The sequence below is a fragment of the Paracoccus sp. DMF-8 genome (assembly GCF_029309835.1).
Lineage (GTDB): Bacteria > Pseudomonadota > Alphaproteobacteria > Rhodobacterales > Rhodobacteraceae > Paracoccus.
Genome location: NZ_JARJHL010000015.1, coordinates 30,758 through 54,918 on the forward strand (window position 1 = coordinate 30,758; position 24,161 = coordinate 54,918).

30 protein-coding genes and 6 pseudogenes are annotated in these 24,161 nt (G+C 63.7%); 11 read left to right on the forward strand and 25 right to left on the reverse strand.

Annotated features, from left to right (window positions below; translation table 11 throughout):
• Positions 1–32: 32 nt before the first annotated feature.
• From PE067_RS16575 to PE067_RS16595, 5 genes and pseudogenes are all read right to left on the reverse strand, one after another.
• Positions 33–218 (reverse strand): annotated as a pseudogene (locus PE067_RS16575) (hypothetical protein); the annotation flags it as partial.
• Entirely contained in the window at positions 218–1,051 is an 834-nt protein-coding gene (locus tag PE067_RS16580; protein ID WP_276190816.1) for a zinc ABC transporter substrate-binding protein, read from the reverse strand. The gene PE067_RS16580 and the pseudogene PE067_RS16575, both read right to left, overlap by 1 nt.
• Positions 1,052–1,145: 94 nt before the next feature.
• The gene (locus PE067_RS16585) at positions 1,146–1,427 is read right to left on the reverse strand and encodes a hypothetical protein (RefSeq protein WP_276190817.1); all 282 of its coding nucleotides are present in this window, start codon (positions 1,425–1,427) and stop codon (positions 1,146–1,148) included.
• Positions 1,387–1,728: a DUF6162 family protein gene (locus tag PE067_RS16590; RefSeq protein ID WP_276190818.1), complete on the reverse strand. Its 342-nt coding sequence runs from the start codon at positions 1,726–1,728 to the stop codon at positions 1,387–1,389. Before PE067_RS16590 ends, PE067_RS16585 begins: the two co-directional genes overlap by 41 nt.
• On the reverse strand, positions 1,725–2,057 hold the full coding sequence (locus PE067_RS16595) for a hypothetical protein (RefSeq protein WP_276190819.1): 333 nt from the start codon (positions 2,055–2,057) through the stop codon (positions 1,725–1,727). Before PE067_RS16595 ends, PE067_RS16590 begins: the two co-directional genes overlap by 4 nt.
• Positions 2,058–2,351: 294 nt before the next feature.
• On the opposite strand from PE067_RS16595, the gene PE067_RS16600 reads away from it, so the two are divergent.
• The 3 genes and pseudogenes from PE067_RS16600 to PE067_RS21945 form a co-directional block, all read left to right on the forward strand.
• Positions 2,352–3,320 (forward strand): TRAP transporter substrate-binding protein, encoded by a 969-nt coding sequence (locus PE067_RS16600; RefSeq protein ID WP_276190820.1) that lies wholly within the window; start codon positions 2,352–2,354, stop codon positions 3,318–3,320.
• A gap of 6 nt (positions 3,321–3,326) precedes the next feature.
• The gene (locus tag PE067_RS16605; RefSeq protein ID WP_276190821.1) at positions 3,327–3,821 is read left to right on the forward strand and encodes a TRAP transporter small permease; all 495 of its coding nucleotides are present in this window, start codon (positions 3,327–3,329) and stop codon (positions 3,819–3,821) included.
• A pseudogene (locus tag PE067_RS21945) lies at positions 3,814–5,096 on the forward strand (TRAP transporter large permease); the annotation flags it as partial. The gene PE067_RS16605 and the pseudogene PE067_RS21945, both read left to right, overlap by 8 nt.
• A 242-nt stretch (positions 5,097–5,338) precedes the next feature.
• Here PE067_RS21945 and PE067_RS16620 read toward each other — a convergent pair.
• The 14 genes and pseudogenes from PE067_RS16620 to PE067_RS21975 all read right to left on the reverse strand — a co-directional run.
• Positions 5,339–6,106 carry a hypothetical protein gene (locus tag PE067_RS16620; protein WP_276190823.1) on the reverse strand — a complete coding sequence of 256 codons (768 nt, stop codon included), beginning with the start codon at positions 6,104–6,106 and terminating at the stop codon, positions 5,339–5,341.
• An 80-nt stretch (positions 6,107–6,186) separates the two neighbouring features.
• On the reverse strand, positions 6,187–6,732 hold the full coding sequence (locus PE067_RS16625; RefSeq protein ID WP_276190824.1) for a hypothetical protein: 546 nt from the start codon (positions 6,730–6,732) through the stop codon (positions 6,187–6,189).
• Positions 6,733–6,953: 221 nt separating this feature from the next.
• Positions 6,954–7,313, reverse strand: a complete 360-nt coding sequence (locus tag PE067_RS16630; RefSeq protein WP_276190825.1) for a hypothetical protein — start codon at positions 7,311–7,313, stop codon at positions 6,954–6,956.
• A gap of 38 nt (positions 7,314–7,351) precedes the next feature.
• Positions 7,352–8,068, reverse strand: coding sequence for a DUF4123 domain-containing protein (locus tag PE067_RS16635; protein ID WP_276190826.1), 717 nt, complete (start codon positions 8,066–8,068; stop codon positions 7,352–7,354).
• A 687-nt stretch (positions 8,069–8,755) separates the two neighbouring features.
• Positions 8,756–8,971: pseudogene (locus PE067_RS16640) on the reverse strand (transposase); the annotation flags it as partial.
• Between the two features lie 253 nt (positions 8,972–9,224).
• Entirely contained in the window at positions 9,225–9,581 is a 357-nt protein-coding gene (locus PE067_RS16645) for a DUF1850 domain-containing protein (protein ID WP_276190827.1), read from the reverse strand.
• Positions 9,536–10,153 carry a TRAP transporter large permease subunit gene (locus tag PE067_RS21950; protein ID WP_346429713.1) on the reverse strand — a complete coding sequence of 206 codons (618 nt, stop codon included), beginning with the start codon at positions 10,151–10,153 and terminating at the stop codon, positions 9,536–9,538. Before PE067_RS21950 ends, PE067_RS16645 begins: the two co-directional genes overlap by 46 nt.
• A gap of 5 nt (positions 10,154–10,158) precedes the next feature.
• Positions 10,159–10,527: a hypothetical protein gene (locus PE067_RS21955; RefSeq protein WP_346429714.1), complete on the reverse strand. Its 369-nt coding sequence runs from the start codon at positions 10,525–10,527 to the stop codon at positions 10,159–10,161.
• Positions 10,528–10,542: 15 nt separating this feature from the next.
• Positions 10,543–11,217, reverse strand: a complete 675-nt coding sequence (locus tag PE067_RS21960) for a TRAP transporter large permease subunit (RefSeq protein ID WP_346429715.1) — start codon at positions 11,215–11,217, stop codon at positions 10,543–10,545.
• Positions 11,195–11,446, reverse strand: coding sequence for a hypothetical protein (locus PE067_RS21965; protein ID WP_346429716.1), 252 nt, complete (start codon positions 11,444–11,446; stop codon positions 11,195–11,197). Before PE067_RS21965 ends, PE067_RS21960 begins: the two co-directional genes overlap by 23 nt.
• A gap of 345 nt (positions 11,447–11,791) precedes the next feature.
• Positions 11,792–11,911 carry a TAXI family TRAP transporter solute-binding subunit gene (locus PE067_RS16655; protein WP_346429717.1) on the reverse strand — a complete coding sequence of 40 codons (120 nt, stop codon included), beginning with the start codon at positions 11,909–11,911 and terminating at the stop codon, positions 11,792–11,794.
• Positions 11,912–11,973: 62 nt separating this feature from the next.
• Positions 11,974–12,228 carry a hypothetical protein gene (locus PE067_RS16660; RefSeq protein WP_276190828.1) on the reverse strand — a complete coding sequence of 85 codons (255 nt, stop codon included), beginning with the start codon at positions 12,226–12,228 and terminating at the stop codon, positions 11,974–11,976.
• Positions 12,229–12,300: 72 nt separating this feature from the next.
• Positions 12,301–12,444 (reverse strand): TAXI family TRAP transporter solute-binding subunit, encoded by a 144-nt coding sequence (locus PE067_RS21970; RefSeq protein WP_346429718.1) that lies wholly within the window; start codon positions 12,442–12,444, stop codon positions 12,301–12,303.
• A gap of 77 nt (positions 12,445–12,521) precedes the next feature.
• Positions 12,522–12,629, reverse strand: a pseudogene (locus PE067_RS21975) (hypothetical protein); the annotation flags it as partial.
• Between the two features lie 750 nt (positions 12,630–13,379).
• Here PE067_RS21975 and PE067_RS16675 point away from each other — a divergent pair.
• Complete coding sequence (locus tag PE067_RS16675; protein WP_276190829.1) at positions 13,380–13,631, forward strand: type II toxin-antitoxin system CcdA family antitoxin; 252 nt, start codon at positions 13,380–13,382, stop codon at positions 13,629–13,631.
• Positions 13,576–13,917 carry a CcdB family protein gene (locus PE067_RS16680; RefSeq protein ID WP_276190830.1) on the forward strand — a complete coding sequence of 114 codons (342 nt, stop codon included), beginning with the start codon at positions 13,576–13,578 and terminating at the stop codon, positions 13,915–13,917. The genes PE067_RS16675 and PE067_RS16680 overlap by 56 nt, the downstream gene beginning before the upstream one ends.
• Positions 13,918–14,081: 164 nt before the next feature.
• Here PE067_RS16680 and PE067_RS16685 read toward each other — a convergent pair whose 3' ends face one another.
• From PE067_RS16685 to PE067_RS16700, 4 genes are all read right to left on the reverse strand, one after another.
• Complete coding sequence (locus PE067_RS16685; RefSeq protein ID WP_276190831.1) at positions 14,082–14,273, reverse strand: hypothetical protein; 192 nt, start codon at positions 14,271–14,273, stop codon at positions 14,082–14,084.
• 87 nt (positions 14,274–14,360) lie between these two features.
• A complete protein-coding gene (locus PE067_RS16690; protein WP_276190832.1) occupies positions 14,361–16,427 on the reverse strand; it encodes a TRAP transporter permease in 2,067 nt (688 codons plus the stop codon).
• A gap of 76 nt (positions 16,428–16,503) precedes the next feature.
• Positions 16,504–17,511 carry a TAXI family TRAP transporter solute-binding subunit gene (locus tag PE067_RS16695; protein WP_276190833.1) on the reverse strand — a complete coding sequence of 336 codons (1,008 nt, stop codon included), beginning with the start codon at positions 17,509–17,511 and terminating at the stop codon, positions 16,504–16,506.
• Between the two features lie 382 nt (positions 17,512–17,893).
• On the reverse strand, positions 17,894–19,315 hold the full coding sequence (locus PE067_RS16700; RefSeq protein WP_276190834.1) for a sodium:alanine symporter family protein: 1,422 nt from the start codon (positions 19,313–19,315) through the stop codon (positions 17,894–17,896).
• Between PE067_RS16700 and PE067_RS16705 the strand changes: the two genes are divergently transcribed.
• From PE067_RS16705 to PE067_RS16715, 3 genes are all read left to right on the forward strand, one after another.
• Positions 19,302–20,078, forward strand: a complete 777-nt coding sequence (locus PE067_RS16705; RefSeq protein WP_276190835.1) for an ATP-binding protein — start codon at positions 19,302–19,304, stop codon at positions 20,076–20,078. The genes PE067_RS16700 and PE067_RS16705 overlap by 14 nt on opposite strands.
• Positions 20,069–20,338: a hypothetical protein gene (locus PE067_RS16710; protein WP_276190859.1), complete on the forward strand. Its 270-nt coding sequence runs from the start codon at positions 20,069–20,071 to the stop codon at positions 20,336–20,338. Before PE067_RS16705 ends, PE067_RS16710 begins: the two co-directional genes overlap by 10 nt.
• 439 nt (positions 20,339–20,777) lie before the next feature.
• Positions 20,778–21,506 carry an IclR family transcriptional regulator gene (locus PE067_RS16715; RefSeq protein WP_276190854.1) on the forward strand — a complete coding sequence of 243 codons (729 nt, stop codon included), beginning with the start codon at positions 20,778–20,780 and terminating at the stop codon, positions 21,504–21,506.
• A gap of 6 nt (positions 21,507–21,512) precedes the next feature.
• On the opposite strand, the gene PE067_RS16720 is transcribed toward PE067_RS16715, so the two are convergent.
• The gene (locus PE067_RS16720; protein ID WP_276190855.1) at positions 21,513–21,698 is read right to left on the reverse strand and encodes an FAD-linked oxidase C-terminal domain-containing protein; all 186 of its coding nucleotides are present in this window, start codon (positions 21,696–21,698) and stop codon (positions 21,513–21,515) included.
• Positions 21,622–22,908 carry an FAD-binding oxidoreductase gene (locus PE067_RS16725; protein WP_276190836.1) on the reverse strand — a complete coding sequence of 429 codons (1,287 nt, stop codon included), beginning with the start codon at positions 22,906–22,908 and terminating at the stop codon, positions 21,622–21,624. Before PE067_RS16725 ends, PE067_RS16720 begins: the two co-directional genes overlap by 77 nt.
• A 304-nt stretch (positions 22,909–23,212) precedes the next feature.
• Between PE067_RS16725 and PE067_RS16730 the strand changes: the two are divergent.
• The 3 genes and pseudogenes from PE067_RS16730 to dctP all read left to right on the forward strand — a co-directional run.
• Positions 23,213–23,307 (forward strand): annotated as a pseudogene (locus tag PE067_RS16730) (hypothetical protein); the annotation flags it as partial.
• Positions 23,308–23,318: 11 nt separating this feature from the next.
• Positions 23,319–23,471: pseudogene (locus PE067_RS16735) on the forward strand (hypothetical protein); the annotation flags it as partial.
• Positions 23,472–23,604: 133 nt separating this feature from the next.
• Complete coding sequence (gene dctP, locus PE067_RS16740; RefSeq protein WP_276190837.1) at positions 23,605–24,141, forward strand: TRAP transporter substrate-binding protein DctP; 537 nt, start codon at positions 23,605–23,607, stop codon at positions 24,139–24,141.
• The last annotated feature ends 20 nt before the right edge of the window (positions 24,142–24,161 follow it).

The window sequence follows — 24,161 nt, forward strand, 5'->3', positions numbered from 1 at the left end:
GCCTGTCCCATCAGGCAGCGCAGCAGCGACGATTTCCCGCCGCCGTTCGGCCCGACAATCGCCTGCAGCGCGCCGGGTTCGATGCGCAGGTCGATCCCCTGCAGGATCGAGGACCCGCCGATGGTCAGCGCGACGCCATCGAACTGCACGGCAGGACCGCCAAGCCGTACCGCCGCGCTCTGGGGCCGCATCTGTTCGGAAGCAGGGGCCATGTTCATCACGTCTGTTCCCGGATGGCGCGCAGGACGGTGGCATAGTTCTGGGCCATCTCGACCTCGAATTTCTCGGGGGCGTAGGGGCCGTAGATGATGTGCGACAGCGGATAAAGCCGGATGCCGGTTTCGCGCTCGATCGTCTCGACATAGGGCGAGGGGAAATTCAGTTCCGAAAAGATCACCCGCACATCCAGCTCGCGGATCTGTTCGATGGTCTTGGTCAGTTGCGCGGGGCTGGGCTCGATCCCGTGGGCGGGTTCGACGACGGCGGTGACCTCCAGCCCGAATTCGCGCAGCAGGTAATCATAGGCGCCGTGAATCGTGGCAATGCGGAATGAGGCATCAGGGATTTCGGCCAGCCCGGCCATCGCCTCGGCCCGCATCCGGCGCAGACGTTGGGCATAGGCGCGGGCGTTGTCGCGGTAAAGCGTGGCGTTTTCGGGCTGCAACGCACCCAGGTCGCGGGCGATGGTCTGGATCTGCCGGATCGCGCCCGTGGTCGACAGGAAGGTGTGCGAATTCACGATCTTGCCGCCGACCATGCGGTTGTTGCCCATGCGGCTGGAGGCGCCGCCCGTCGCGGCCAGCAGGGGCACGTCGCGGTTCGCCTCGATCACCGGCAGGTCGGGGCGGGACGAGGCCTGTATCATCCGCTCGGCGAAATCGTCATGGCCGATGCCGTTCAGGACGACGACATCCAAAGCGTCCAGGCGGCGGATGTCTTCGGCGCGGGGTTCATAGGCATGGGGGTTGAAGCCCTCGGGGATCAGGGGCACGGCCTGACCCGCGGGGCCAAGGATATTGGCCAGCCAGGAATGATAGGGGTGCAGCGTCACGCCGACCCGCAGGGTTCGGCAGACAACGGCGCGGCGGACAGGGCGCGGCTGGCCAGCAGGATCGCGGGGGCGGCAAGCAGGGCGCGGCGGGAAATCATGGGTGGTCCTTGCTGTGGCGCGTGACGCTGGCGTCATAGCTGGTGACGATTTCGTGCCAGCCGGAACTGGTCAGGTCATCCGGCAGATTGGCGGGCAGGTCGCCGCCCCGGCCAAGCCAGACGGTCGCGGGCCGCGCCCCGGTCGGATCGACCAGCAGCAGCATGTCGCCCGCGCGGGACGGATCGGCGCTGCGGCCCAGATAGGCCAGCAGCCCGCCGGTTTGCGTCAGCGTCCAGTCATGCCCGCCGCGCGTCGCGGTTTTCCGGGCCGCTGGCAAAGGGCGGCAGACCTTCGGCGGCCAGATCGGCGGGGGTAGGGGCCGTGTCGTTTCCGGTGCCGCTTTCTGCCAGATAGGCGATATCTTCGGCGGCGATGCGCAGATCGGCCAGAATGCCCTGTTCGCCGGGCGTCAGGTCCGAACGCGCATCAACCTGCCCCTGCGCGGTCGCCGTCTCCTCGGGCGCGCTGCGGTGCAGGCTGATGATCCCGGCGGACAGCAGCAGGATGGCAAGGCACAGCCCCAGCACCGCGACGCTTTCGCGCCCCGGTCCGGCAGGCCGGACGATGACCTGGGTCATCGGCTGAAGCCCTCGATATCGGGATAATCGACTTCGAGGACGTGACCGGGTCCGGCGTCGAAAAGGATGTAGAATTCGCCCTCGGGCGCGGGAAAGCTGACACGGCTTTCTTCGCCGAACTTGCCGGGGACAAGGACTTCCTCGTCATAGGAAATCACGTCCAGCGTCACCCCCTGCGCGCTGGACCCGTCCGAAAAACCGCCGGTGCAGGTGATTTCGTCGCCATCCGCCTCGCAGGTGCAGAACGGGTAATGCGCCAGAGCCGGTGCGGCGCAGAGCATCAGGACGCGAGGAATCAGGGCGAATGTGGTCAGAATCGGAATGCGCATCTGTGGCCCTCGTCAGGTTCTGGCGAAAAATCAGCGGGTGCTGGGGCTAACGTGGCCAATGGTCAGGGGCCAATGATCACCTGGCATTCTGCAAATTGCCGTTACAGGTTTTGATCGTCAACCGCAACCGGCCATCAGGGGCCGCCGTTTCCGGTATCCGGTTTCCGGCATCCGGCATCCGGCCGGAGCGCGCGCGAAGAGATCTTGCGCACAACCCCCGCCGCGCGGCTTTGGGATTGCGTCAAATCACGTTATCGCGCTAGACCGCGTCCCGATCATGGGAGGAAGCCCGCAATGAAACATATTCTGGCCGCATCGCTGCTTGGTGCCGTATTCGCCCTGCCTGCCGCCGCGCAGGAAATCAAGATCGGCTATGCGCTGGCCGAAGACAGCCATTACGGCGCCGGTGCCAAGGCGTTCGAGGCCTCGCTGAAGGACAGCCTTGGCGACGGTTTCACATTCCGGCATTTCCCGTCCTCCGGTCTGGGCGGCGAGCGCGAGGTGCTGGAAGGGCTGCAACTGGGCACGGTCGAGATGACCATCGCCTCGGACGGGACGCTGACGAATTTCGTGCCCGAGGTGGGCGTTCTGGGCATCCCCTTCCTGCTGCGCGACAAGGACCACGCGCGCAAGGTGCTGGACGGCGAAATCGGTCAGGAAATGCTGGCGAAATTCGACGATGCGGGCCTGCATGCGCTGGCTTGGGGCGAACAGGGTTTCCGCCATATCACCTCGAACCGCGGCCCGGTCGAAACCCCGGCGGACATGGCCGGGCTGAAGATCCGCACCATGGAAAACCCGATCCATATCGAGGCATTTCGCGCGCTTGGCGCCGCACCCACGCCAATGGCCTGGCCCGAGGTGATCGGCGCGCTGGAACAGGGCGCCATCGACGGACAGGAAAACCCGCTGTCGGTGATCGTCTCGGCCAAGCTGAACGAGGTGCAGAAAAACCTGACGCTGGACGGTCACGTCTATTCCTCGACCATCATTCTGGTGTCGCCCTCGCTGTGGGGTGGGCTGGACGAAACGCAGCAGGCCGCTTTCCACAAGGCCGCCGCCGATGCGGTGGTCGCCATGCGCGCTTATGTCGATGAGGTCGATGCCTCTGGCGTGGCCGAGATGCAGGAAAAGGGCATGGCGGTGAACGAGCTTTCGCCCGAGCAGAAGGCGGCGTTCCGCGACGCGCTGGCCGAGCCTTACAAATCCTATGAGGCCCAGTTCGGCAAGGAGCTGATGGACCGCATCCAGGCGGTCGAATAAACAGCCATGCAGCGGATCGAACGCGCCTTTCTTGCCCTTAACGGTGCCGTGCTGGTGCTGGCGCTGATGGCGATGGCCCTGATCCTGGGCTGGAATGTCGCCGGTCGCTACCTGACCGGCAATTCGCTGACCTGGGCCGATGAGGTGGCGCGCTATTCGATGATCTGGGTGACCTTCCTTGGCGCGGGGCTGGCGCTGCGCGAAGGCGCGCATGCCGCGATCACCAATGCGCAAGAGGCCCTGCCGACGCGGGGCCAGCGCATCCTGCGCGGTATCATCCTGTTGTTGCTGTTCAGTTTTTTCGGTTTCATGGTCTGGGTCGGGCTGGATTACATGGGCCGGATGTCGGTGCAGAAATCCGCCGCCCTGCGGGTGCCGATGAAATGGGTCTATGCCGCGATGCCGGTGGGGTTTTCCCTGCTGATCGTGCATCTGGCGCTGATCGCGCCGCGCTATCTGCGCGCGGGGCTTGAACATTCCGACGAGGCCGCCGTTGGTTGAGATCCTGATTGCCGCCTTCCTGATCCTGATGGTGATGGGGGTTCCGGTCGCCTTTTCGCTGGCGATGTCGGCCTTTGCCGCCGTGGCGATCAGCGGGCGCTATCCCATGGTCGTGGTCGTCAAGGAAATGTTCACCGGCCTTGACAGCTTTCCGCTGCTGGCCGTGCCTTTCTTCATCCTTGCGGCGGAAATCATGTCCACCGGGGCGATTTCGCGCATGCTCTTGCGCTTTGCCTCGCAATTCGTGGGCCATCTGCGCGGGGGGCTGGGCTATGCCAATATCCTGACCGGGACGCTGTTTGCCGGGATTTCCGGCTCGGCGCTGGCCTCGGCCGCCGGTCCGGGCGCGATGATGGCCCGGATGATGGAGCGGTCGGGCTATTCCAAGGGCTATGCCGGGGCGCTGACCATTTCGGTCGCGGTGGTCGATCCGATCATCCCGCCGTCGATCACCATGATCATCTATGCGCTGCAGGACCGCAATGTCTCGGTCGGGTCGCTGTTCATGGCCGGGTTGCTGCCGGGGCTGCTGATTTCGGGGCTGGTCGCGGTGGTGAACTGGTGGATCAGCCGCAAGCGCGATTACCGCAGTCTGGAGCCCCGCCCGCCATTGCGGCAGATGCTGGTCAACACCGGCGCGGCGCTGCCCGCGCTGCTGCTGATCGTGCTGATCGTCGGCGGCATCCGCGCCGGGATGTTCACCCCGACCGAGGCCTCGGTCATCGCGGTGTTCTATGCCATCGTGGTGTCGGCCTTCGTCTATCGCGGCTTCAGCTGGGCGGATCTGTGGGGGGCGTTCCTGCGGTCGGCGATCATGTCGGTTGCGGTGCTGATGATCCTGGCCGCCGCCCGCGCCTTTGCACTGGGTGCTGATCATCGAGGGCGTGCCGCAGGCCATGGCCGACACGGTGATCGCCATGAACCTGTCGCCCATCGCCTTTTTGCTGATGGTGAACCTGCTGCTGCTGGTCTTTGGCATGTTCATGGACCCGCTGCCGGGGGTGATGATCCTGGTCCCGATCCTTGCGCCCATCGCCCATGGCGCTGGAATCGCGGCGGATCATTTCGCGATCATCGTCATCGTCAACCTGACCTTTGGCCTGATGACGCCGCCGGTCGGCAGCCTGATCTTTGTCGTGGCCTCGGCCACGGCACACGACCTCGGCGCTGATCCGCGAACTGCCGCCCTTCTTCCTCGCGGCGATGGCGGCCCTGCTGATCCTGACCTTCGTCCCGGCCCTGTCGACCTGGCTGCCCCGGATCAGCGGCTTCGCCGATAGAGGCGGGGCAAGACGTGAAGTCAGCCGGCCGACGACGAAGCTGGGCGCATATATGGCGAAGATCGTTGTCGAATGCGCCCCTGCGAGGGCCTGCGCGGCTGTCAGCCGTCAGATCGCCGTGCGACCGAGACCAAACACAACTTTTTGTCGCGTCAGCCCCGGGAACTGCTTCAGCGCAGCTTACCGGTTGCGACAGGCTCGTCCAAGGCTTGCGACCTGGAATGGCTGGCGCGAGAGTCAGAAGCCGCCGCTCCATCCACGGGGTCTCCAGTCCGGGTCGTCCAGCCAGACGCTTGCCGGCAGTTTCTGATAGGCCGGATCCAGACCTTCGCTTGCGCGTCTGGCCGTGACCAGTTCACTGAGACTGTCAGAGATTTCCTGCGTGGCAGGAGAAAATGTCACATAGATCAGAAACAGGTCCGGTGCGTTTTCCGGAAGCTTTTCACTGAGAACTGCGGGCGGGGTGAAACTGCTGCCTGTCAGCGAATTGTAGTGCTGAACCGTGACAACAGCGCGTGCGGGACCAGCCTCGCATTCCCGCCACGCGCCGACGGTCGCGGATTTCGGACCGCTGTCGTCAGAGAAATCCTCTGGCCGAAGCGGTGATTGCACTGGCCGACCGGATCGCACCCAACCCGCATCATCAAACATCCTGACGATTGTGCTGACTTCGGTTTGCATCTCGTCCCAGGTCATCGGCTCCATCGGCAGGACCATCGAGGCGCGGGCGACGACCGGACCCTCGACCGCCGCCAGCATCTGGCGACCAGAGGGCAGCTCGATGGTGCAGTTCCTCGCCGCATATTGAAAGACGATGGGACCGCCGGTCATCGTGGGTTTCAGATTTCCCCCAGAAGCCATTTCCGTCAGATACAACGACGCCGTATCCCCACCATCCGGGCCGCGCAGATCCGTCTGATAATAGGCCATCGGCGGCTGCGCCAGCAGATCTGCGACTGGCTGAAGCAATGACACGGATACGAGCCGACCGTCGCGATGTTTCATTTCATTCTCCTGCGTCATAACCATTGTTGTCGTCCCGGCAAAGACAACCAGGCCCATGACAATCATCAGGGATCTTGCGTTTACCATTCACCTGACGCCCCACCGCCGCCGAAAGACCCTCCGCCCGCGTTTGGAGCCTTTTGTTGCAACATACGTTCGATCAGGCGATTGTAATATTTGACCCGGTCTGCCGGGTCGCGGATGTCCAGGCCGTCGATCGGCACCAGATTTTCCCGCGTGCAGTATTTCGCGATCGGGATACTTGTCTGATCGCCCGGCATGAGCGCCTCTGCGCGCATCAAGTCGCTGAACGTGTCGGCGTGGCGTTCATAGGCCGCACGGACCACGGTCATCTGTTCATATTCGGCAATCATGTCAGATGCTCTTCTGAGATTGCCGTTTTCAAGCTCGGTCAGCGCGTCAAGCAGCTCTTGCGGGACCTTGACCTGACCGCTCGCGACGCATCGCTTCAGCGCGTCTGCGCCGCATTTCTGCGCGAAACGCGCTGCGGGATAGATGCTTGAAAAAATGGTGCGATTGGCATCCTGCAAAGCATCCATCGCGTCGGATGGATTGACAACGACACGCCCGATTGTCTGCGCATCCAGCGCCTGAGTTCTTTTCATGGCGCAGCCACCCTGCACCGACACATAGCTTGCCAGTCTGACCCAGATATTGCGCGGCTCGTCCCTTGCAAGCTGATCGTAAGCGGCTGTTATTTTGCGGTTGCGTTCGACCGGGTCATCGCTGCGAAGCGCCTGATTGACCTCATCCTGAATGGCCGCCCAACCCCGCTCGCAGCTGCAATCACAGCCAGCAACGGCATCGCCCGCAGCACGCGTTGTTGCTAAACTCGTTCACTTTGCCCTCGTTCATCACGTCCGGTCAGGAAACGGCGGCGCAGCGCGAGCGCCTTTTCTTCACGCGACAGGAACGGTCGCATCATGATGGCGCGATAGTCCGGATCGTCGATGACACCATCGCCGTTTACAATCATTATCTCAAGATGGTCCAGAATGTGCTGTTGTGCGACAATACCGTGACGTTCCAGCCAGCCCCGTTTGCGCCTGACCCATGCAAGACATTCCTCACGACGCCAGTCCGACGCGCGCGCATGGTTTCTGACCAGGATATCCGCGATCTCATTGTCGAAATCATCGGCCTGGCTGTCTGCCAAAGCCGCAAGAAAACCGCTGGAAAGACGCATCGGATATTCCTTCAAGGGACGCGTTTGCCGTCGGCCGGTCAAACGGCAGCGTCGTTCGTCACCAGCTCGGCTTTGCCGCGCGGGTCGATTGCGACAAGACCCGAGATACCGGCCAGAAATCTCTCTGAGTCCGCAGCATCCATGTTATTGACGACCGCGCGCAAGCGGCGTGGCTCCCAGAACCTGAAATAAAACCAGTTCCCGGCCTCATCCTGTATGCGGGTGAATTTCCGGAAGTGACGCCAGAGGTCATCCAGTGACGCCCGCGACCGGATATAGATGCCCGGCTGACTGTCCCACAGGTGCCAGCAAGCCTGCCCGCGGGTGAACAGACGGCGGGCAAAGGTATTTCCCTCTTCAAGGCGCACGATCCAAGGGGCTGCATGTTTCAGATCCTCGTAAGCTTTTCCTGAGAACAGGCACCGATGTTCCAGCCGACTGCTCTCCAGAACCTCCGGCAGGTTCGTGACCCGGGCAGCGTCCAGAATAGCGTAGGTGCCCATCGGGGGCACATCAGAGGCGACCCCGCCGGCCGACCCGATCTCTGCCACAGTCGGCAAGGGCTGGCCGAACAGGGCATCACGCAGCTGATCGGGCACCGTTTTCTTGCGCGGCACACCGGTCTGCGCATCAAGAGGAAGCACATATTCGATCACCGCAATCCGTGCCCCGGCCTGCGCGAGAACGCCCGACCCGGCGCCCGTTTGCGCGGCCACGTCAAGCCAGGGGTCGTCGTCAGGGGCAGTCCGCGTCATCAAGACCTCCGTCACGAGTGGGACCAGTTTATGCAAATATCAGCCGCGTGCGGCAAGGTCCCGTTGGCCGACGGCTTGCATACCGATCATGTCATGACCTTGACGCGATTTTTCAGTTGGATCTACCCAGAGGCCCGCGCCCCTATAGGCCGGACAGGCGAATCGCTTGTGGACGATGTCGTGACCCCGGTTGATGTCGCGACCTGCGCGACCAGTTTTCCGATGCCCATCGTAAACCCGTCACGGCATTGAAACCGCGATATCTGCGGTTAAGCGCAAGATCTTTCTTACAGATGTCAAGGACGTCAGAATTGACCCTGCGGATTGCGATTATTCTATACAGTATACTGAATTATAATCAGAAATTTATTTCTGAAGTGCTGTAATCGTGTCTAAACCGCACATTTGAGTATCCACGCACTGGTCCAACCCGCCGTCTTCCAGACGGGACAGGCTGCGCGGCGCAGTGACCCGATTGGTCGTCGCCCGCGCCGCAACGCTCGATACCGAGTACGATGCCGCCGTCAGGGCGTGGATCGATTGGTAGATGTCAGGAGCGCCAGCATTAGGGTCGTCATGGCCGAAAGCGTGTCGGGGTGATGGCGAGGGCTGCCTGTCAGGATCGAGCCACGTGCATGGGTCCTGACAGAAAAATTTTCGTCCGGAAGCTAGTCCGCCGCAACAGCCGAGCATCGTGTCTGCCAGCCGCCGCTTCGGCCTGGCATTCTCATCTTCCAGCGCCTTCAGCCGCGCAGCCTCCGAAACCTCCATACCTGGACTTCAGCTTGTAAAAGGTCGCCGGGCTCAGGCCGTGCCGACGGCCACCTCCGCTGTCGGCATCCCGGCTTCCTGCTCTTTGATTATCCCGATGATTTGCGCATCGGTGAAACGGCTCTTACGCATTCGTCTGCTCCTACATAGTTGGACAGACTCTACTTCATGGTGAGGGATTTTGCGGGGGCAGGTCAGTCGCTTGTTTGCCGTTTTCGATCCTCCGTTTCCTAAACATAACGGTGGACCACTTCACGGGGGGAGGATCAGCTGACCTCAGGACTGGACCCCGATGTGCAGGCCGAGCGCCGCGCCGCAAGGTTGACGCATCGGGGCGAGGAACCGGATCCCCAGCCCCGCGACAGGTTGTCGGGGCGTCGCCGCATCACTTTGGTATCGTCCCCTCGGGGCAGGGCGCGAGGATGAGCGGCTCGGCCCGCCTTGGCGCCGGAGTCCGGCAGCCCTGATCGGTGCAAAGCCGCCAGCCGTCCCCGGTCGCCCCCGATGCCGCCAGAGACAGCGCCGGGACCGAGACATCCGGCGACCAGATCCACCAGCCGTCTTTCAGCACCGCGCCTTCGCCCGGCTCCATCCCCGCGCCCGAGCCGCGAATGGCCGCTTGCGTCAGGTGCAGGCGGCCGTCCCTGACCTGCCAGTTTTCGACCCATTCGATGCGCTCGACCGAATGGGTCCAGCTCAGCGTAAAGCCGTGGCTGACGGCGAGCGCGACCGCCCCCGCCATGAGGCAGCCGCTCGTGCCGTGACGCGCGGGCGGCGGATGAACCAGATCGCGACGAACGCCACCACCAGAACCGCGCCGATCGTATCGCTGAGCGCGCCCGCCGCGGCCAGGGTGAAGGCGGCGGCGACGGCCAGGGCCCGCTCATACAGTTTCAGGCCGTGACCCAGCCAGCCGATCACCGCGACCCCCCAAAGGCCGATGGCGACGACGGCCTTGACGACGATATAGGCTACCGCCGGCCAATAGCCGATGGCCGAGGCCAATGGACCGCCATCCTGCAACATCAGCGCCGGCGTATAGACCGCCATGAACGGCACGACAAAGCCGGCGGCGGCGATCTTGATCGCCTCCATGCTGATCTTGAGGCCGCTTTCCTTGGCGATCGGTGCGGCGGCGAAACAGGCAAGCGCCACCGGCGGCGTCAGATCGGCGAGGATGCCGAAATAGAAGACGAACATATGGCTGATGATCAGCGGCACGCCCAGTTCCAGCAGCGCCGCCCCGGCGATCGAACTGGTGATGATGTAATTCGGGATCGTCGGAATCCCCATCCCCAGGACGATGCAGGTCACCGTGGTCAGCAGCAGCGACAGGAACAGGCTGCCCGCGCCGATCTGAGACGATGAAACTGGCCGAAGGTGGTGGCCAGCCCGGTCAGCGTCATGGTGCCGATGACGATGCCGACAAGCGCGCAGGCGACGCCCACCGGCAGCGCGGTCTTAGCGCCTTCGGCGAGAGCTTTCGACCACGCTACCACAGGGTTGCGCGCGCCGCCACTGGCTGACGGCGTTGATCGCCAGCAGCCCCAGCACGATAAAGCCGGTCCAGCCGATCGCGGACCCCTGAGGCCAAGGCTGAACAGCCCCGCCATCACCAGCCCGAGCCCGATCCACAGGATCATGCGGATCACCCGTCCGGGCAGGCGCAGGATCGATCGACCTGGCAAGGATCAGCACCACCGTCAGCGCCAGCCCCACCGTGCCCGCATAAAGCGGCGTATAGCCGGAAAACAGCAGCCAGACCAGCGCGGCCAGGGGCAGCAACAGATACCAGCTCGACCCGGATCGCCGCCTCGCGCACTGGGCAACTGGTCGCGGCGCATCCCGACCAGACCCTTTCGGCCCGCCTCCAGATGGGCCATCCAGAAGGCCGCGCCGAAATAGAGGATCGCCGGGATCAGCGCCGCCTTGACCACCTCGACATAGGCGATGCCCAAAGTCTCGGCCATGATGAAGGCGACCGCCCCCATCACCGGCGGCATGAGTTGCCCGCCCATCGAGGCCGTCGCCTCGACGCCCCCCGCGAAGGCCGGGCGATAGCCGAAACGCTTCATCAGCGGGATGGTGAACTGGCCGGTGGTGACGACATTGGCCACGCCCGAGCCGGAAATCGTCCCCATCATCGCCGAACTGATGACCGCCACCTTGGCCGGCCCGCCCAGAAGATGCCCGACCAGACCCAACGAGACATCGGTGAACAGCTTGATCATTCCGGCCTTTTCAAGAAAGGCGCCGAACAGGATGAAGAGGAAGATATAGGTCGAGCTGACATAGATCGGGATGCCGTAAATGCCCTCGGTCCCGTAGGCCATATGCTCGATCACCTGACCGAAATCATAGCCGCGGGTCTGCAGCATCCCCGGCAGATGCTGCGCCGAAGAAGCAATAGGCCAGAAACAGCCCGGAGATGATCGGCAGCGCCGCCCCCATCAGCCACCATGCGGCCAGAAACACCGTGGCGATGCTGATGACGCCCATCGCCAGATCCATCCGGTTCAGGGCGCCGGCGCGCAGCAAAAGCTCGGTATATTCCCATGACTGATAGGCGGCGACCGCGATGCCGCCGGCGGCGAGACGCCCATGCAAGCGCCACGATGGCCGGGCCGCGCTTGCGGAAGCCAGGTGCCAGCAGCGGAAATGTCAGCACAAGCAGAAAGGCGACATGGACCGCGCGCACGACCTGACTGGCGAAATCGACCAGATGCGCCGCCGTGGCGATCTGGAACAGCGAGAATGCCACCGCGATCCAGAACAGCAGACGGCCTTGCAGGCTATGCGGAAAGCTGTCCGCCAAAGGGTCATGCAGACCCAGATCGACCTGTCCCTTGGGATCGGGATGTTCGGGCATTGTGGATTGGGACATCGCGACCTCCAGCGAAAGAAGGCCCGGCGCGGGGAGCGCCGGGACGGTGGAATGTCAGCGACGGATCATCACTGAAGGATTCCGGCCTCGCGGTAATAACGCTCGGCGCCCGGATGCAGGGGCAGCGGCAGGCTCGCGGCGGCCTTCGCGAGGTCGATGTCATTGGCCGCCGAATGTGCGGCCTTCAGCGTGTCGAGATTGTCGTAACAGCAGCTTGGTCATCTGATAGGCGGTCTCGTCCGAGACCCCGTCATGCGTGACGAGGATATTGATGACCGAGACCGCTCGGCACATCGGCCTCCTGGCCCGTCATAGGTGCCGGCCGGGATCGGCGCGGGGATGATAGGCCGCGCCCGGCCTTGGCCGCGACATCGGCTCGGGCACCGCCACGACCGTCGATCGGGAGCGAGGTCGCCAGATCCTTCAGCGAGGCGACGCCCAGGCCGGCCGATTGCAGCGTGGCGTCGAGCTGGCGGTTCTTGATCAGCTCGACCGATTTCAGCAAAGGGCAGATATTCGACCTTTGCCCAGGTCGTCATAGGACATGCCGGCGGCCGGTCGAGGATGGCGCGCGCGTTCAGCTCGGTGCCCGACCGGCGGCGCCGACCGACAGCCGCTTGCCCTTCAGATCCTCAAGCGTCTTGATACCCGACTCTTTCGAGGCGACGATCTGGATATAGTTCGGATAGATCGCGGCGATGGCGCGCAGCTTGTCCAGCAGGCGCGGGTAAAGCCCGCCTCGGGATCGCCCGCCACGGCCATCTCGACGGGATCGCCAAGGGCAAAGCCGATCTCGCCCTTGGCCTGTTGCAGCAGGTTCAGGTTCTCGACCGAGGCCTTCGTCGCCTGCACCTGCGTGCGCGACCCTCGATACTCTTCGCCGTCAGATATCCGACAGCGCCGCACCCATCGGATAATACACGCCCGAGGTGCCGCCGGTCAGGACGTTGATGAATTCCCGTGCCTGCACCGAAAAAGGCGCGGCTGCGATTGCGGCTGCAAAGCCGCGGCGCGGAATGCGCGCCGGGTCAGTCTGGCCATGTGTCTCTCCCTTTGACAGCCCGCTCTCACGGCCGGCATGTCTCCTTCGGTTATTCTTAGCGATCCTCGCCCATAGCGCAACTGCGGTTCCAGTGTTGGGTGCCGCTGCGTCAAGCTATCCGCTGCCCGGTTTCCCCGGAACGCGGACGGTTTCGGTCTCGGTTTCCAGGTCCGGCGCAGACCGTGGGAGCGGCCGCCCCTGCCGGGAGGCTCCGATGCCGGCCGGATGGCTGAGGTGCGGCGACCGAAGACGCAGATCCGTTCATTCCGATTGTCGAGGGCTGGCTGGCGGCGGACCGGTTGATGCCGCACAAGCAGCGGCATAGGGCCAAGCGGGTGTTTGACCGGTTCCGCGAGGAATGCGGCTTCACCGGCGGCTATGCGATCATCGTAGGATGAAGGCCGTGCCCGCCATCGGTTCGAGGGCTTGGTCGACGATTCGGGAACGTGAGCGGCGGGGATCGACCGGGAGACCGTTTGTTCATGTGGATCCCGGCTCTACACACAATCAGCGCCATAAGCCCAATCTTGCATGCCGTTCCCCTGTCGCACTGGAGTACTGCGCATGCTTGCCCCGCAGTATTCATGCGCATATATTTCCCGGAGATATGGGGGATGATCATGGCGCAATCCGGTCGCCGGGCGGTAAACCTGACACTTGATCAATCGCTGCTGAGCGATGCCCGCGCGCTCGGCATCAGCCTGTCGCGCGCCGCCGAAGCAGGGCTGCGTCAGGCTGTGCATGAAGCGCGTGCCGAGCGGTGGCGGCAGGAGAATGCGGCCGCCTTGGCCGCTTCGAATGCCTGGGTCGATGAAAAAGGCCCGCCTCTCGGCTGCCTGTCGTCCTTTCTTGATGGCGCGGTTTGATCTGTATCGGAATCCGGACCGGGGTGGCTATCTTCTGGATGTGCAAAGCGATCTGCTTTCGGATCTGAACACGCGGGTCGTTGTGCCCTTGATGCCGCTCGACCATGCGCCAAGGCCGGCAACAATCCTCAACCCCGTGTTTGACATCCATGAGATCCCCCATGTCATGGTGACACAGTTTCTCTCTGCAGTGCCCACCGGCTTGCTTCGCCGACCGGCAGGATCAATGGTTCGCCAATCCGAAACGGTGACCCGCGCGCTTGACTTTCTCTATCAGGGGTTTTGAGCGGGCATAAATGGTGGTTTATCAATGCCGTCACGACAGCTTGCTTGGCATGGATGTGCAGAAGAGAGATTGAGCGCCCTCGACATTGTGAAACAGTGTCCAATGCATGCCCCCGCAACGAGAAATTCCGCACTTTTCATAACCTCCTGTTCGCAGGAGGTTTTTTACATTCCGGATGCCTGGTCCGCATTCAGGATCAGGGCCAGGATCCCGGCCAGATCGCCGTGACGCACCAGATCGAGTGCCATCCGCTTGCCCCTGATCGGCACCGGTGTCGCCACGATCTTCTCGATCAGGCCCCGGATCGCCTCGCGGGCATCGCTTTCCTGATCGGGTTCGGTCAGTCCGGCGATCATCGCGCGGATGCGGTCGTGATAGGTGTCGGCCGTCTTCGGATGGATCCGCAGGGTCGTGTTGCCACCGTTCCGCTGTCGCTTTTGCTGTTACACGGCTGTTTGCGGCCGTTGTCCCGATTGCCCCGACAGATATTGCCGCAAGAGAACGACGCCAAGGATCGCCGCGCCGATCAGGGTCGAGACGATTTCCGGCGCGATCATCAGCAGCGCCGCGATGGGCAACAGCAGCCGTTCGACCGTCAGCAGCGGCCCCAACAGCCAGTTGGTGATCGCCGCCGACAGCGCCACGATGCCCAGAACCGCGCCCGCGAAGGCCAGCACGAAATCGGGCAGCGTGAAGGCCTGCGTCACCAACAGCAGCGACGGCGAGAAGACGAAGACGAACGGCACCAGCGCCTTGCCCATCGAAAGCCGAAACGCCGTGTTCCCGGCCTTGAAGCCATTGGCCCCCGCGATCCCGGCCCCCGCATAAGCCGCCAGCGCGACCGGCGGCGTCACATCGGCCAGCACGCCGAAATAGAAAACGAAGAAATGCGCGACCAGCGGCTCGACATTCATCATGCCCAGGACCGGGGCAGCGACGGCGACCATGATGATGTAATTCGCCGTCGTCGGCACGCCGCAGCCCATCAGCACGCAGACCACGGCGGTCATCAGCAGCGTGAACAGCAGCGTCAGCGTCTGGATGCTGAACAGTTCGAACGGCAGGACCGCCAGCACGCCATGAAGCGACGTGGCCCAGTTCGCCGCGACCGAGGTGACCATGAAGGCGATCTTGAAACCCACGCCGGTCAGGGTGACGATGCCGATCACCACGCCGACCAGCGCCGCCGCCGCCGTCACCGCCAGCGATTGACGGGCGCCGGCCACGAAGCCTTCATAGATGCCGATGGCGGTTTCGCGGACGCCCTGCACGGCACCCGCCGCCGTGATCCGCTGGATCAGATAGACGACCATGCAGGCGGCAATGGCCCAGAAGGCCGACAGGAACGGCGTGCGGCCCGACATCAGCATCCACACCAGCAGCACCAGCGGAAATACCGACAGCCAGCCTTCGCGCAGGACTTTCCACGCCTTGGGCAGTTCTTCCTGCCGCAGGCCGCGGATGCCGAGGCGCGCGGCCTCCAGATGGACCTGAACCAGCACGCCGAAGAAATGCATGAAGGCCGGCACGATGGCGGCGATCAGGATGGTGCGCAGCGGGATGCCCAGATATTCGACCATCAGAAAGGCCACCGCACCCATGACCGGCGGTGTGATCTGCCCGCCGGTCGAGGAGGCCGCCTCGACCGCCGCCGCGAAATGGCGCTTGAAGCCGATCTTGATCATGGCCGGAATCGTCAGCGCGCCGGTGGTCACGGTATTGGCGATGGACGAGCCCGAGATCGTGCCGAGCATGGCCGAGGAGATGACCGAGACCTTGGCCGGTCCGCCCGCGAAACGGCCAGCCAGCGCGGTTGCCAGGTCGATGAACAACTGCCCCAGACCGATCTTTTGCGCCATCACGCCGAACAGCACGAAATGGAATACATAGGTGGCGATGACCCCAAGCGCGGTGCCGTAGATCCCCTGCGAAGTCAGGTAAAGATGGCTGACGATGGTGGCCCAGTCCGCGCCGGGATGGACCAGGATCCCCGGCATCGACTTGCCGAAATACGCATAGGCGATGAACAGCGCCGCGATGACCGGCAGCGGCCAGCCCATCGAACGGCGCACCGCCTCCATCAGGACCAGCAGCAGAACCGTGCCCATGACAATGTCGATGGCCAGCGGGTTGCCGACGCGGAACTGCAACTGCGCATAGATCCACGGCACATAGAAGGCGCTGACCGCGCCGCCGATGGCCAGAACCCAGTCGGTCACCGGCACGCCCAGGATGGCGAAGCCGTCGGTCTTGTGGCGGTTGCGCGCCAGCGCCGAGAAGCTGAGGAAGATGATGAACAGCGACACGCCCATATGCAGCCCGCGATGGGTGGTGGCGCGCGGTATGCCGAAGCCGGCGGTATAGAAGTGATAAACCGACAGCAGGAACAGGATGATCCCCGACAGGATGGCGACGGGACGGATGACCGTCCGGAAACGTGCCTCGGGGTCGTATTCTTCCTCCAGCGCGCGCAGGTCGGCGTCGGAAAGCTGGCGGGGGGCGTCGGTCATGCGGTCATCCTGCGTTTCTGGTCGCTGGTGCGGGCGCGGACCGGTCGGACCGCGCCCTTGATGGACGGGGTCGCGCCTATTCCAGCGCGCCGGCTTCCTTGTAGAAACGTTCAGCACCCGGATGGAAGGGGATGCCCGCGCCCTGCGTGGCATTTTCCAGCGTGATCATCTTGCCCTTGGCGTGGCCCGCGGCGAACAGCTTTTGCGTGTTCTCGTTGTAAAGCGCCTTGACGATGCCGTAGATCAGTTCATCGGACTGGTCGGCGCTGGTCACAAGCTGGGCGCCAACCGACAGCGTGGCGACATCGGCATCCTGCCCGTCATAGGTTCCGGCGGGAACGGTATCGGTGGCGAAGAACGTATAGGCCTCGCGCAGCTTGTCGGCCTCGGCGCCCGCAATGGGCACCAGCGTCACGTCATGCTGGCTGGCCAGTTCGGCGATAGCCCCCGCCGGATAACCGCCGACGAAGAAAAAGGCGTCCATCGCCCCGTCACGCATCCGGTCCGCGGCCTGATCGGGTTTCAGATATTCGGGCCGGATGTCGGATTCGGACAGGCCGAAAGCCTCAAGGATGATCTTGGCATCGACCAGCGTGCCGGAACCCGGCTCATCCAGCGAGACCCGCTTGCCCTTCAGGTCCGCGACCGAGGCGATTCCGGCATCCTTGCGCGCCACCAGATGGATGCTTTCCGGGTAGAGGTTGGCGATCAGGCGCAGCTTTTCGACTGCGGGCTGGCCTTCCCACAGGCCGGTGCCGGTCTGCGCCCAATAGGCGACGTCCGACTGACTGAATCCTGCCTCCATCGCGCCGCCATTGATGGCATTCACGTTGCCGACCGACCCGTTCGAAGCCACCGCCGTCGAGACCAGCCCCGGCACCCCGCAAGAACCACCGTCCTCGCAAGCCCGCGAGCCGGGCGGATTCGAGATCGAATTCGCGATCAGCCCGCCGATCGGGTAACAGGTGCCCGCCGTTCCGCCGGTGCCGATGCGGAAGAACGACATTTCCTGTGCCGCCACGACCTGACCGAACGATGCGGCCACGGCAAGTGCGGCGAACAATGACCTGAGCTTCATGAGCATATCCCTGTGCTTTGGTGTTCTGGGGCAGGTTAGCCCCGAGCTACAGGCATCGACAACCGTCATGTCCTGAAAACTGCATCCTGATCGGATATCGGGCACATGATGCGGGTGCTTGATCATTGGCCGGCGCCAGCACCCGCCCCAGATCATCGAGACCGATTGCCAGATCGAACCGGACAATATCAAGGGCAGCACGCCTGTCGCCTTCGGCATCCACGGCCCGGTCCTCATGGTCAGGCAATGGCGGTTTCAACCGGATTGCCTTTCGCCTTGGTGCTGCGGGCGGGCCTGCTGCTGGCAAAGCGGTGGGAACCGGGCTGACATGAAAGGCGAGCGGCGACAATCCGGCGCCGCTCGTCCTCCCGGCAAAAACGACCCTGCGTCAGTCCCAGATGCGGGGATCGACGCCCTTCGCTATGCCGGGATGGTCCCTCAGGCTGAAATGGGGCACCTCTCCGGTCTTGCGCTGTGCGAAATAGTCGCGGGTCAGCGCCACAACCGTGCCCGACAGCGCCATGATGGCGATCAGGTTGATCGTCGCCATCAGCCCCATCGAGGCATCGGCAAGATTGAACACCGTCGCCACCGCCTGAAGCGCGCCCCAGATCACCATGACCAGCACCAGCACGCGCAATACCGTCAAGCCAGTCCGGTTCCCGATCCCCAGAAAGGCCAGGGCCATCTCGGAATAGGCATAGTTGCCGATGATCGAGGTAAAGGCAAAGAAGAAGATCGCCACCGCCACGAACCACGGCCCGATCCCGCCGATATGATCGGCCAGCGCCGATTGCGTCAGTTGCGTGCCGGTCAGTTCCCCGCCCGGAACATAGACGCCCGACAGCAGGATCATCAGCGCTGTGCAGGTGCAGATCAGGATCGTGTCGATAAAGACGCCGAAAGCCTGCACGAACCCCTGGCTGGACGGGTGGTGCGGGTTGGGCGTCGCGGCAGCGGCGATGTTCGGGGCCGAGCCCATCCCGGCCTCGTTCGAGAACAACCCGCGCTTTACCCCGTTCAGCATCGCGGCCATGACGCCGCCGGTGATGCCGCCCGCCGCCTCGACCAGGCCGAAGGCATTGGCGATGATCTGCCACAGCATGGCGGGCACATGGCCAAGGTTCATGGCCACCACGATCAGCGCGACCAGCAGATAGACCCCGGCCATGAAGGGGACGACCTTTTCCGCCACCACGGCGATCTGCCGGATGCCGCCGAAGATGACGATGGCGGTCAGCGCGGCCAGCCCCGGGCCCGTGACCAGCTTGGGGATGCCGAAGGCCCCGACCATCGCATCGGCGATGGAATTGGCCTGCACCGCGTTGAAGACCAGCCCGAAGGACAGGATCAGGCAGACCGAGAAGATCCCGCCCAGCCAGGGCAGGCCCAGTCCCCGCGCGATATAGAAGGCCGGGCCGCCGCGATAGACGGCATCGGCGTCGCTGGTATCGCGGACCTTGTAGAGCTGCGCCAGCGTCGATTCCGCATAGGCCGTGGCCATGCCGACCAGCGCCACCATCCACATCCAGAAGATCGCCCCCGGCCCGCCAAGCACCAGTGCGACCGCGACCCCGGCGATATTTCCGGTGCCCACGCGTGACGCCAGGCTGGTGCACAGCGCCTGGAAGGGCGAGATCCCCTGCCGGTCGGTCTCGGGCGCTGCCGAGATCGAGCGGACCATTTCGCCGAAATGCAGGATCTGCTGAAATCGCAGGCGGATGGTAAAGTATATCCCGACAGCCAACAGGCCGTAGATCAGAATATATCCCCAGAAAATTGTGTTCAGAAAGTCGATGATCGCTGTCATGGCACGTCCTTTCTTATTTCCGGCGGTGGGTTTCCCCGACGCCGTTCATGACATGAATGTGACACACCAGCGCCATCATGGGCAACGTGTGACCGTAAACACCTTGCTGGCCGCAGGGTTTCAGAGACTTTGCCGTGAAATCCTGCGGCGGTCGGGGTGCTACAGGTTCCATCATCTGACCGGTTGCGCCATCCGCCGGGGATGGCCGGTGCTTCGGTCCAACAGTCATTTCCGCGCCTTCGGCTTGTCGCAACTGCTCAAGGCCGAGATGGCTGAACGCGGGCTACGCTCGATCCCCTGTCACATGAAGGCCGCGCTTCCCGGCCTGCAAGGACCTGTCCGGCTCGACTTCGCCGCCAGCGAGATCAACAAAGCCCTCGTGCGCCAACCGCATCGACCCGAGTTCATGGACGCGGCCGGGAATGTGATCCTGATCGGCGCGCCCGGAACGGGGAAAAGCCATGTCGCGACCGCCCTCGACGTTCAGGCCATCGAGCATCACCGCAAATGCGTGCGCCTCTTTTCGACCGTCGAACTGGTGAATCCGCTGGAACAGGAAAAGGCGCAGGCAAAGGCCGGAAAGATCGCAGAGGCGCTGGTGGAGACCGAATTGGTGATCCTCGACGAGCTGGGATACCTGCCTTTCAGCGCCTCGGGCGGTGCGCTGTTGTTCCACCTTCTCGGCAAACTCTGCCAGCGCACTGCTCGATCTCCATGGCCTGAAGGTCTCGCCCGACTTGATCAGTCGCGTCGATGCACCTGATCCGGCATTCGCCGAACTTCTGCAGTTGGAAGGACCGCAAGGCCGTAGCTGCCGACCTGCGCCCGATCTACAAGGTCCCATCCGCCGAGGAGGCCGCAACCAAGCTGATCTCCGCCACCGCAACTTCGAGAAGGGCGGAGGTGCTGTCCGGAGAGTGGGTTGGCGCCCGCAATCAGCTGGCGATAATATTCGCCGGGCGCTTTGATCGCCTGACCGTATCTGAAAACCGCATGGGCAAAGTCAGATACACGGAGCAATAAGTTTAGGGTGACTCGCAACCGAATGTGGTCCACGCGAACGTGATCTGCAGGCACCAGACCCGGATCCTGCGCTCGGCCAGAACATCCCCGACATCGCGCAGGCTGGGCGAGAAGCAGTAAGACAACCAGACCGCGCAGCCAATCACGCTGCGCAGAAAACGATGCCCCTTCAGCCGGACGGTCTGGGGCGACAGAAACATATCCCGAATATGACCCCGCGCCCGGCCCGTGGAAAATTTGTCAGTGCCGCCAGAACCTTTGCGCCTGCAGGCGGCTGAAATGTCGGTGGCTTTTTCGAACCGGCCCTGGAAAGTCCCTCAGCCTCACCTACGGTTACAAAAACGAGTCCGCATCACCATGCCGTTCCTTCATTCCACGCCCGCCAACTCCGATCAGGCTGCGACCGGCCGCCAGCGCAGCCAGACCCTCGGTCCGGGGGCTGGCGATCATCGACGCCGTGGCCGATCAGCCGGCAACCATTGCCGATATCGCGGCCGCGACCGGGCTGAGCTATTCGACGGTTCACCGGATCGTCTCGGTTCTGGTCGAACAGCGCTATCTGAAGCTGCTGGCCAGCCGCAATGTCGGCCTGGGACCGCGCCTGATCGAACTGAACTTTGCGGCCCACTCGCGGCTTGACCTGGTCCAGCGGGCCCGCCCCTTTCTGGAAGAACTGTCCCGGCTAACGCGCGACACGGTGCATCTCGCGCGGCTGGAAGATGGCGAGGTCAGTTATCTGGACAAACTGGCCGGCAGCCGGGCGGTCGAAATCTCGTCTCGGATCGGCGGGCGCAAGCCGGTGATTTCCACCGGTGTTGGCAAGGCATTGATCCTGGATTACAGCGATGACCGCCTGAACGACCTTTACCGCAGCGATCACAGCCTGATGACCCATCCCGTCCCGCAGGAGGAATGGCTGCAGCGGATGCGGGACTATCGCCAGAGGGGGTTCACCTTCGACCTGGGCGAGGACGAAGCCTCGATCCGCTGCGTGGCGGCACCGCTGCGCGATACCACCGGACGGATCGTCGCCGCGATCTCGGTATCCTCGACCATCGAACATATGGGCCAGACGCGCATGAGCGGGCTTGTCGATCTGGTGGTCTCGGTGGCCGACCGGATCTCGGCCGATCTGGGCTATGGCCCCGCCCGGAAAAGGCAGGGCTGAGGACGTTCAGAAGACCTTGCCGGGGTTCAGGATGCCCCTAGGGTCCAGCATCTCGCGCATCCGGCGCAGCAGGGCCATCTCGGCCGGGCTGCGGCTGTAGGACAGCCACGGTCTTTTATGCAGGCCGATCCCGTGTTCGGCCGAAACCGAGCCGCCGAAATCGCGGATAATGCCATAGACGATGGATTCGATGCCGTGGCCGGCTCGGGTCCACCGGCTCGATCGGGCCGGCGACCAGATGGATATTGCTGTCCCCGGCATGGCCGAAGAAGATGAAGCGCAGATCGGGGAAGGCGGCGGTCAGGGCGGCGCGGATCCGGTCCACGCAATCGCCGATCCGGGCCAGCGGCACCGAAACGTCGAAATTGATCGTGGTGGCCCATTGCGACAGGATTTCGGCCACGCCGTCGCGCAGGGACCAGAAATCCTCGACCTCGCGTTGCGAGCGAGCAAGGGCGGCATCCTCGATCATGCCGGCCTCGAAGGCGGCCTCCAGCATGGTGTCAGAGCCGTCGCGGTCGCCGTCGGGATCGGCGCCCTGCATCTCGATCAGGGCATAAAGCGGATGATCCGGGAGCAGCGGCGCGCGGCGGCCGGTGGCAGCCAGGACGGCTCGATAATAGTCGTTCCACATTAGTTCGAACGCGGTGACGCGGCCCGATAGCGCCTTTTGCGCATGAGCCAGCAGCAGTGCCGCCTGGTCGAACCCGCGCAGCGCGACCAGCGCGGCATTCGCCCCCGCCACGCCGGGATGCAGCCGCAGCACCGCCCGCGTGATCACCCCAAGCGTGCCCTCCGAGCCGATGAACAGATGCGCCAGATCCAGCGCGGCATTGTTCTTGGGCATGCGGTTCATCATCGGCAGGACGGTGCCGTCGGCCTGGACCACCTCCAACCCCAGCACCAGATCGCGCGCCATGCCATAGCGGATCACCCGGTTTCCGCCGGCATTGGTGGCGATATTCCCGCCGATCTGCGCGCTGCCGCGGGCGCCCAGGTCAAGCTGAAAGCTGCAGCCTTGCCGGGCGGCGGCTTCTTGCAGGGTTTGCAGAACGCAGCCTGCCCGCACCACCATGAGCCCCGAGGTGATGTCGATCTCTTCGATCCGGTTCATGGCGGCCAGCGACAGAAGGACCGCTCCGTCCGAGGCCACCGCCCTGCCCGCAAGCCCGGTGCGCCTGCCCTGCGGAACGACCGGCAGGCCGGCCGCGTGGCACAGCCGCAGCACCGCCGAAACGCCCGCCGTATCCTGCGGTGTCACCAGGGCCAGCGGCGTGCCGGGAGCCTCGGCGCTCCAGTCGTGGCAGGCCGATTCGGGCAGGTCGGGGCCGGTCAGCACCTGTTCCGGCCCGATAGCTTGCGCCAGCTTTTCGACCAATCCCCCCGAATATGTCTGTGACATCGTGTTTCCCCACCAGATGATGTGTTGTCTGGATGGCATTATTTCTCACATTGTGCAAATGGATTGTAATATTTGACATCTCAGCCCGGAACGGCATAAATCGCCGCCAGAGAGGGTGCGGCCGGAGGTGCCGGGGACCGCCTGCCTCTTGGTTACATCGGGTCTGGGGTAGGGCAGCGATCCGCCGCAGCGCCATGGGAGGTTGAGCATGTCTATTTCTCCGTCGTTGCGCGTCTTGCGCGGTTCCATCGCATCTTTCGCCGTTTCGGCCGCCGCGTTGACCGGCCTTTCCGCTGCCCCGGCCATGGCCGAGCCGGAGATCCTGTTCCGGGCCGCCCATGCCTCGGCCCCCTCATCGACCGGCCATCTGGCGCTGGAATTTCTGGACAAGGATCTGCGCGAAAAGACCGATGGCCGTATCGGGCTGGAGATTTTCCCGTCCTCGCAACTGGGTGGAGAGCGCGAGGACGGTCGAGAATATCCAGTTCGGCAATATCGACCTGACCTTCGTGTCCTCAGCGCCGGTGGCGGCCTTCGCGCCGACCTTCTATGCCTTTGACATTCCCTTCCTGTTCAACGACCGCGCTCAGGCCTATGAGGTTCTGGACGGCGAGATCGGCACTGGAAATCCTCGGCCACGCTGGAGAGTTCTTCGGGGATCGTCGGCCTTGGCTATTGGGAAACGGTTTCCGGCAGTTGACCACCGCCAACAAGGAAGTGCATTCGCCCGGAGACCTGGCCGGGACCAAGATGCGCACGATGGAGAACGAGGTCCATATCGCCGCCTGGCGCGCGGTCGGCGCGAACCCGGCGCCGCTGGCCTTCAACGAGTTGTTCACCGCCCTGCAGCAGGGCACCTTCGACGCGCAGGAAGGTCCGATCAACCTGTTTTACGACATGAAGTTCAACGAGGTGCAGAACTTCATCATCAAGACCAACCACATCTATTCGCCCTGGCCCCTGCTGGCCAGCCCCGAAAAGCTGAACACGCTGTCGCCCGAGGATCGCGCGATCTTCGATCAGGCGGTGATCGATGCGACCGCCTATCAGCGCAAGCTGGCCGCCGAGGCCGACGACCAGGCCGAAGCCGCGATGACCACGGTGACCTTCATCGACCTGACTCCGGCCCAGAAAGAGACTTTCGCGGCCAAGGTCGCGCCGATCGCCGATCTGGTGCGCGAAAAGGCCGGTGCGGATCTGGTGAACCGGCTGTTGGCCGCGACCGGAAAATAACCGACGACCCGGCCCCGGCA

Excerpts from the sequence above, each read along its gene's own strand:
- PE067_RS16590 (WP_276190818.1), bottom strand. The coding sequence starts at position 1,728 with ATGACCCAGGTCATCGTCCGGCCTGCCGGACCGGGGCGCGAAAGCGTC.
- PE067_RS16595 (WP_276190819.1), bottom strand. The coding sequence starts at position 2,057 with ATGCGCATTCCGATTCTGACCACATTCGCCCTGATTCCTCGCGTCCTG.
- PE067_RS16600 (WP_276190820.1), top strand. The coding sequence starts at position 2,352 with ATGAAACATATTCTGGCCGCATCGCTGCTTGGTGCCGTATTCGCCCTG.
- PE067_RS16605 (WP_276190821.1), top strand. The coding sequence starts at position 3,327 with ATGCAGCGGATCGAACGCGCCTTTCTTGCCCTTAACGGTGCCGTGCTG.
- PE067_RS16620 (WP_276190823.1), bottom strand. The coding sequence starts at position 6,106 with ATGAAACATCGCGACGGTCGGCTCGTATCCGTGTCATTGCTTCAGCCA.
- PE067_RS16625 (WP_276190824.1), bottom strand. The coding sequence starts at position 6,732 with ATGAAAAGAACTCAGGCGCTGGATGCGCAGACAATCGGGCGTGTCGTT.
- PE067_RS16630 (WP_276190825.1), bottom strand. The coding sequence starts at position 7,313 with ATGCGTCTTTCCAGCGGTTTTCTTGCGGCTTTGGCAGACAGCCAGGCC.
- PE067_RS16635 (WP_276190826.1), bottom strand. The coding sequence starts at position 8,068 with ATGACGCGGACTGCCCCTGACGACGACCCCTGGCTTGACGTGGCCGCG.
- PE067_RS16645 (WP_276190827.1), bottom strand. The coding sequence starts at position 9,581 with ATGGCGGGGGCGGTCGCGCTCGCCGTCAGCCACGGCTTTACGCTGAGC.
- PE067_RS21960 (WP_346429715.1), bottom strand. The coding sequence starts at position 11,217 with ATGCTGCAGACCCGCGGCTATGATTTCGGTCAGGTGATCGAGCATATG.
- PE067_RS16675 (WP_276190829.1), top strand. The coding sequence starts at position 13,380 with ATGATCATGGCGCAATCCGGTCGCCGGGCGGTAAACCTGACACTTGAT.
- PE067_RS16680 (WP_276190830.1), top strand. The coding sequence starts at position 13,576 with ATGAAAAAGGCCCGCCTCTCGGCTGCCTGTCGTCCTTTCTTGATGGCG.
- PE067_RS16685 (WP_276190831.1), bottom strand. The coding sequence starts at position 14,273 with ATGATCGCCGGACTGACCGAACCCGATCAGGAAAGCGATGCCCGCGAG.
- PE067_RS16690 (WP_276190832.1), bottom strand. The coding sequence starts at position 16,427 with ATGACCGACGCCCCCCGCCAGCTTTCCGACGCCGACCTGCGCGCGCTG.
- PE067_RS16695 (WP_276190833.1), bottom strand. The coding sequence starts at position 17,511 with ATGCTCATGAAGCTCAGGTCATTGTTCGCCGCACTTGCCGTGGCCGCA.
- PE067_RS16705 (WP_276190835.1), top strand. The coding sequence starts at position 19,302 with ATGATCGCTGTCATGGCACGTCCTTTCTTATTTCCGGCGGTGGGTTTC.
- PE067_RS16700 (WP_276190834.1), bottom strand. The coding sequence starts at position 19,315 with ATGACAGCGATCATCGACTTTCTGAACACAATTTTCTGGGGATATATT.
- PE067_RS16710 (WP_276190859.1), top strand. The coding sequence starts at position 20,069 with ATGCACCTGATCCGGCATTCGCCGAACTTCTGCAGTTGGAAGGACCGC.
- PE067_RS16725 (WP_276190836.1), bottom strand. The coding sequence starts at position 22,908 with ATGTCACAGACATATTCGGGGGGATTGGTCGAAAAGCTGGCGCAAGCT.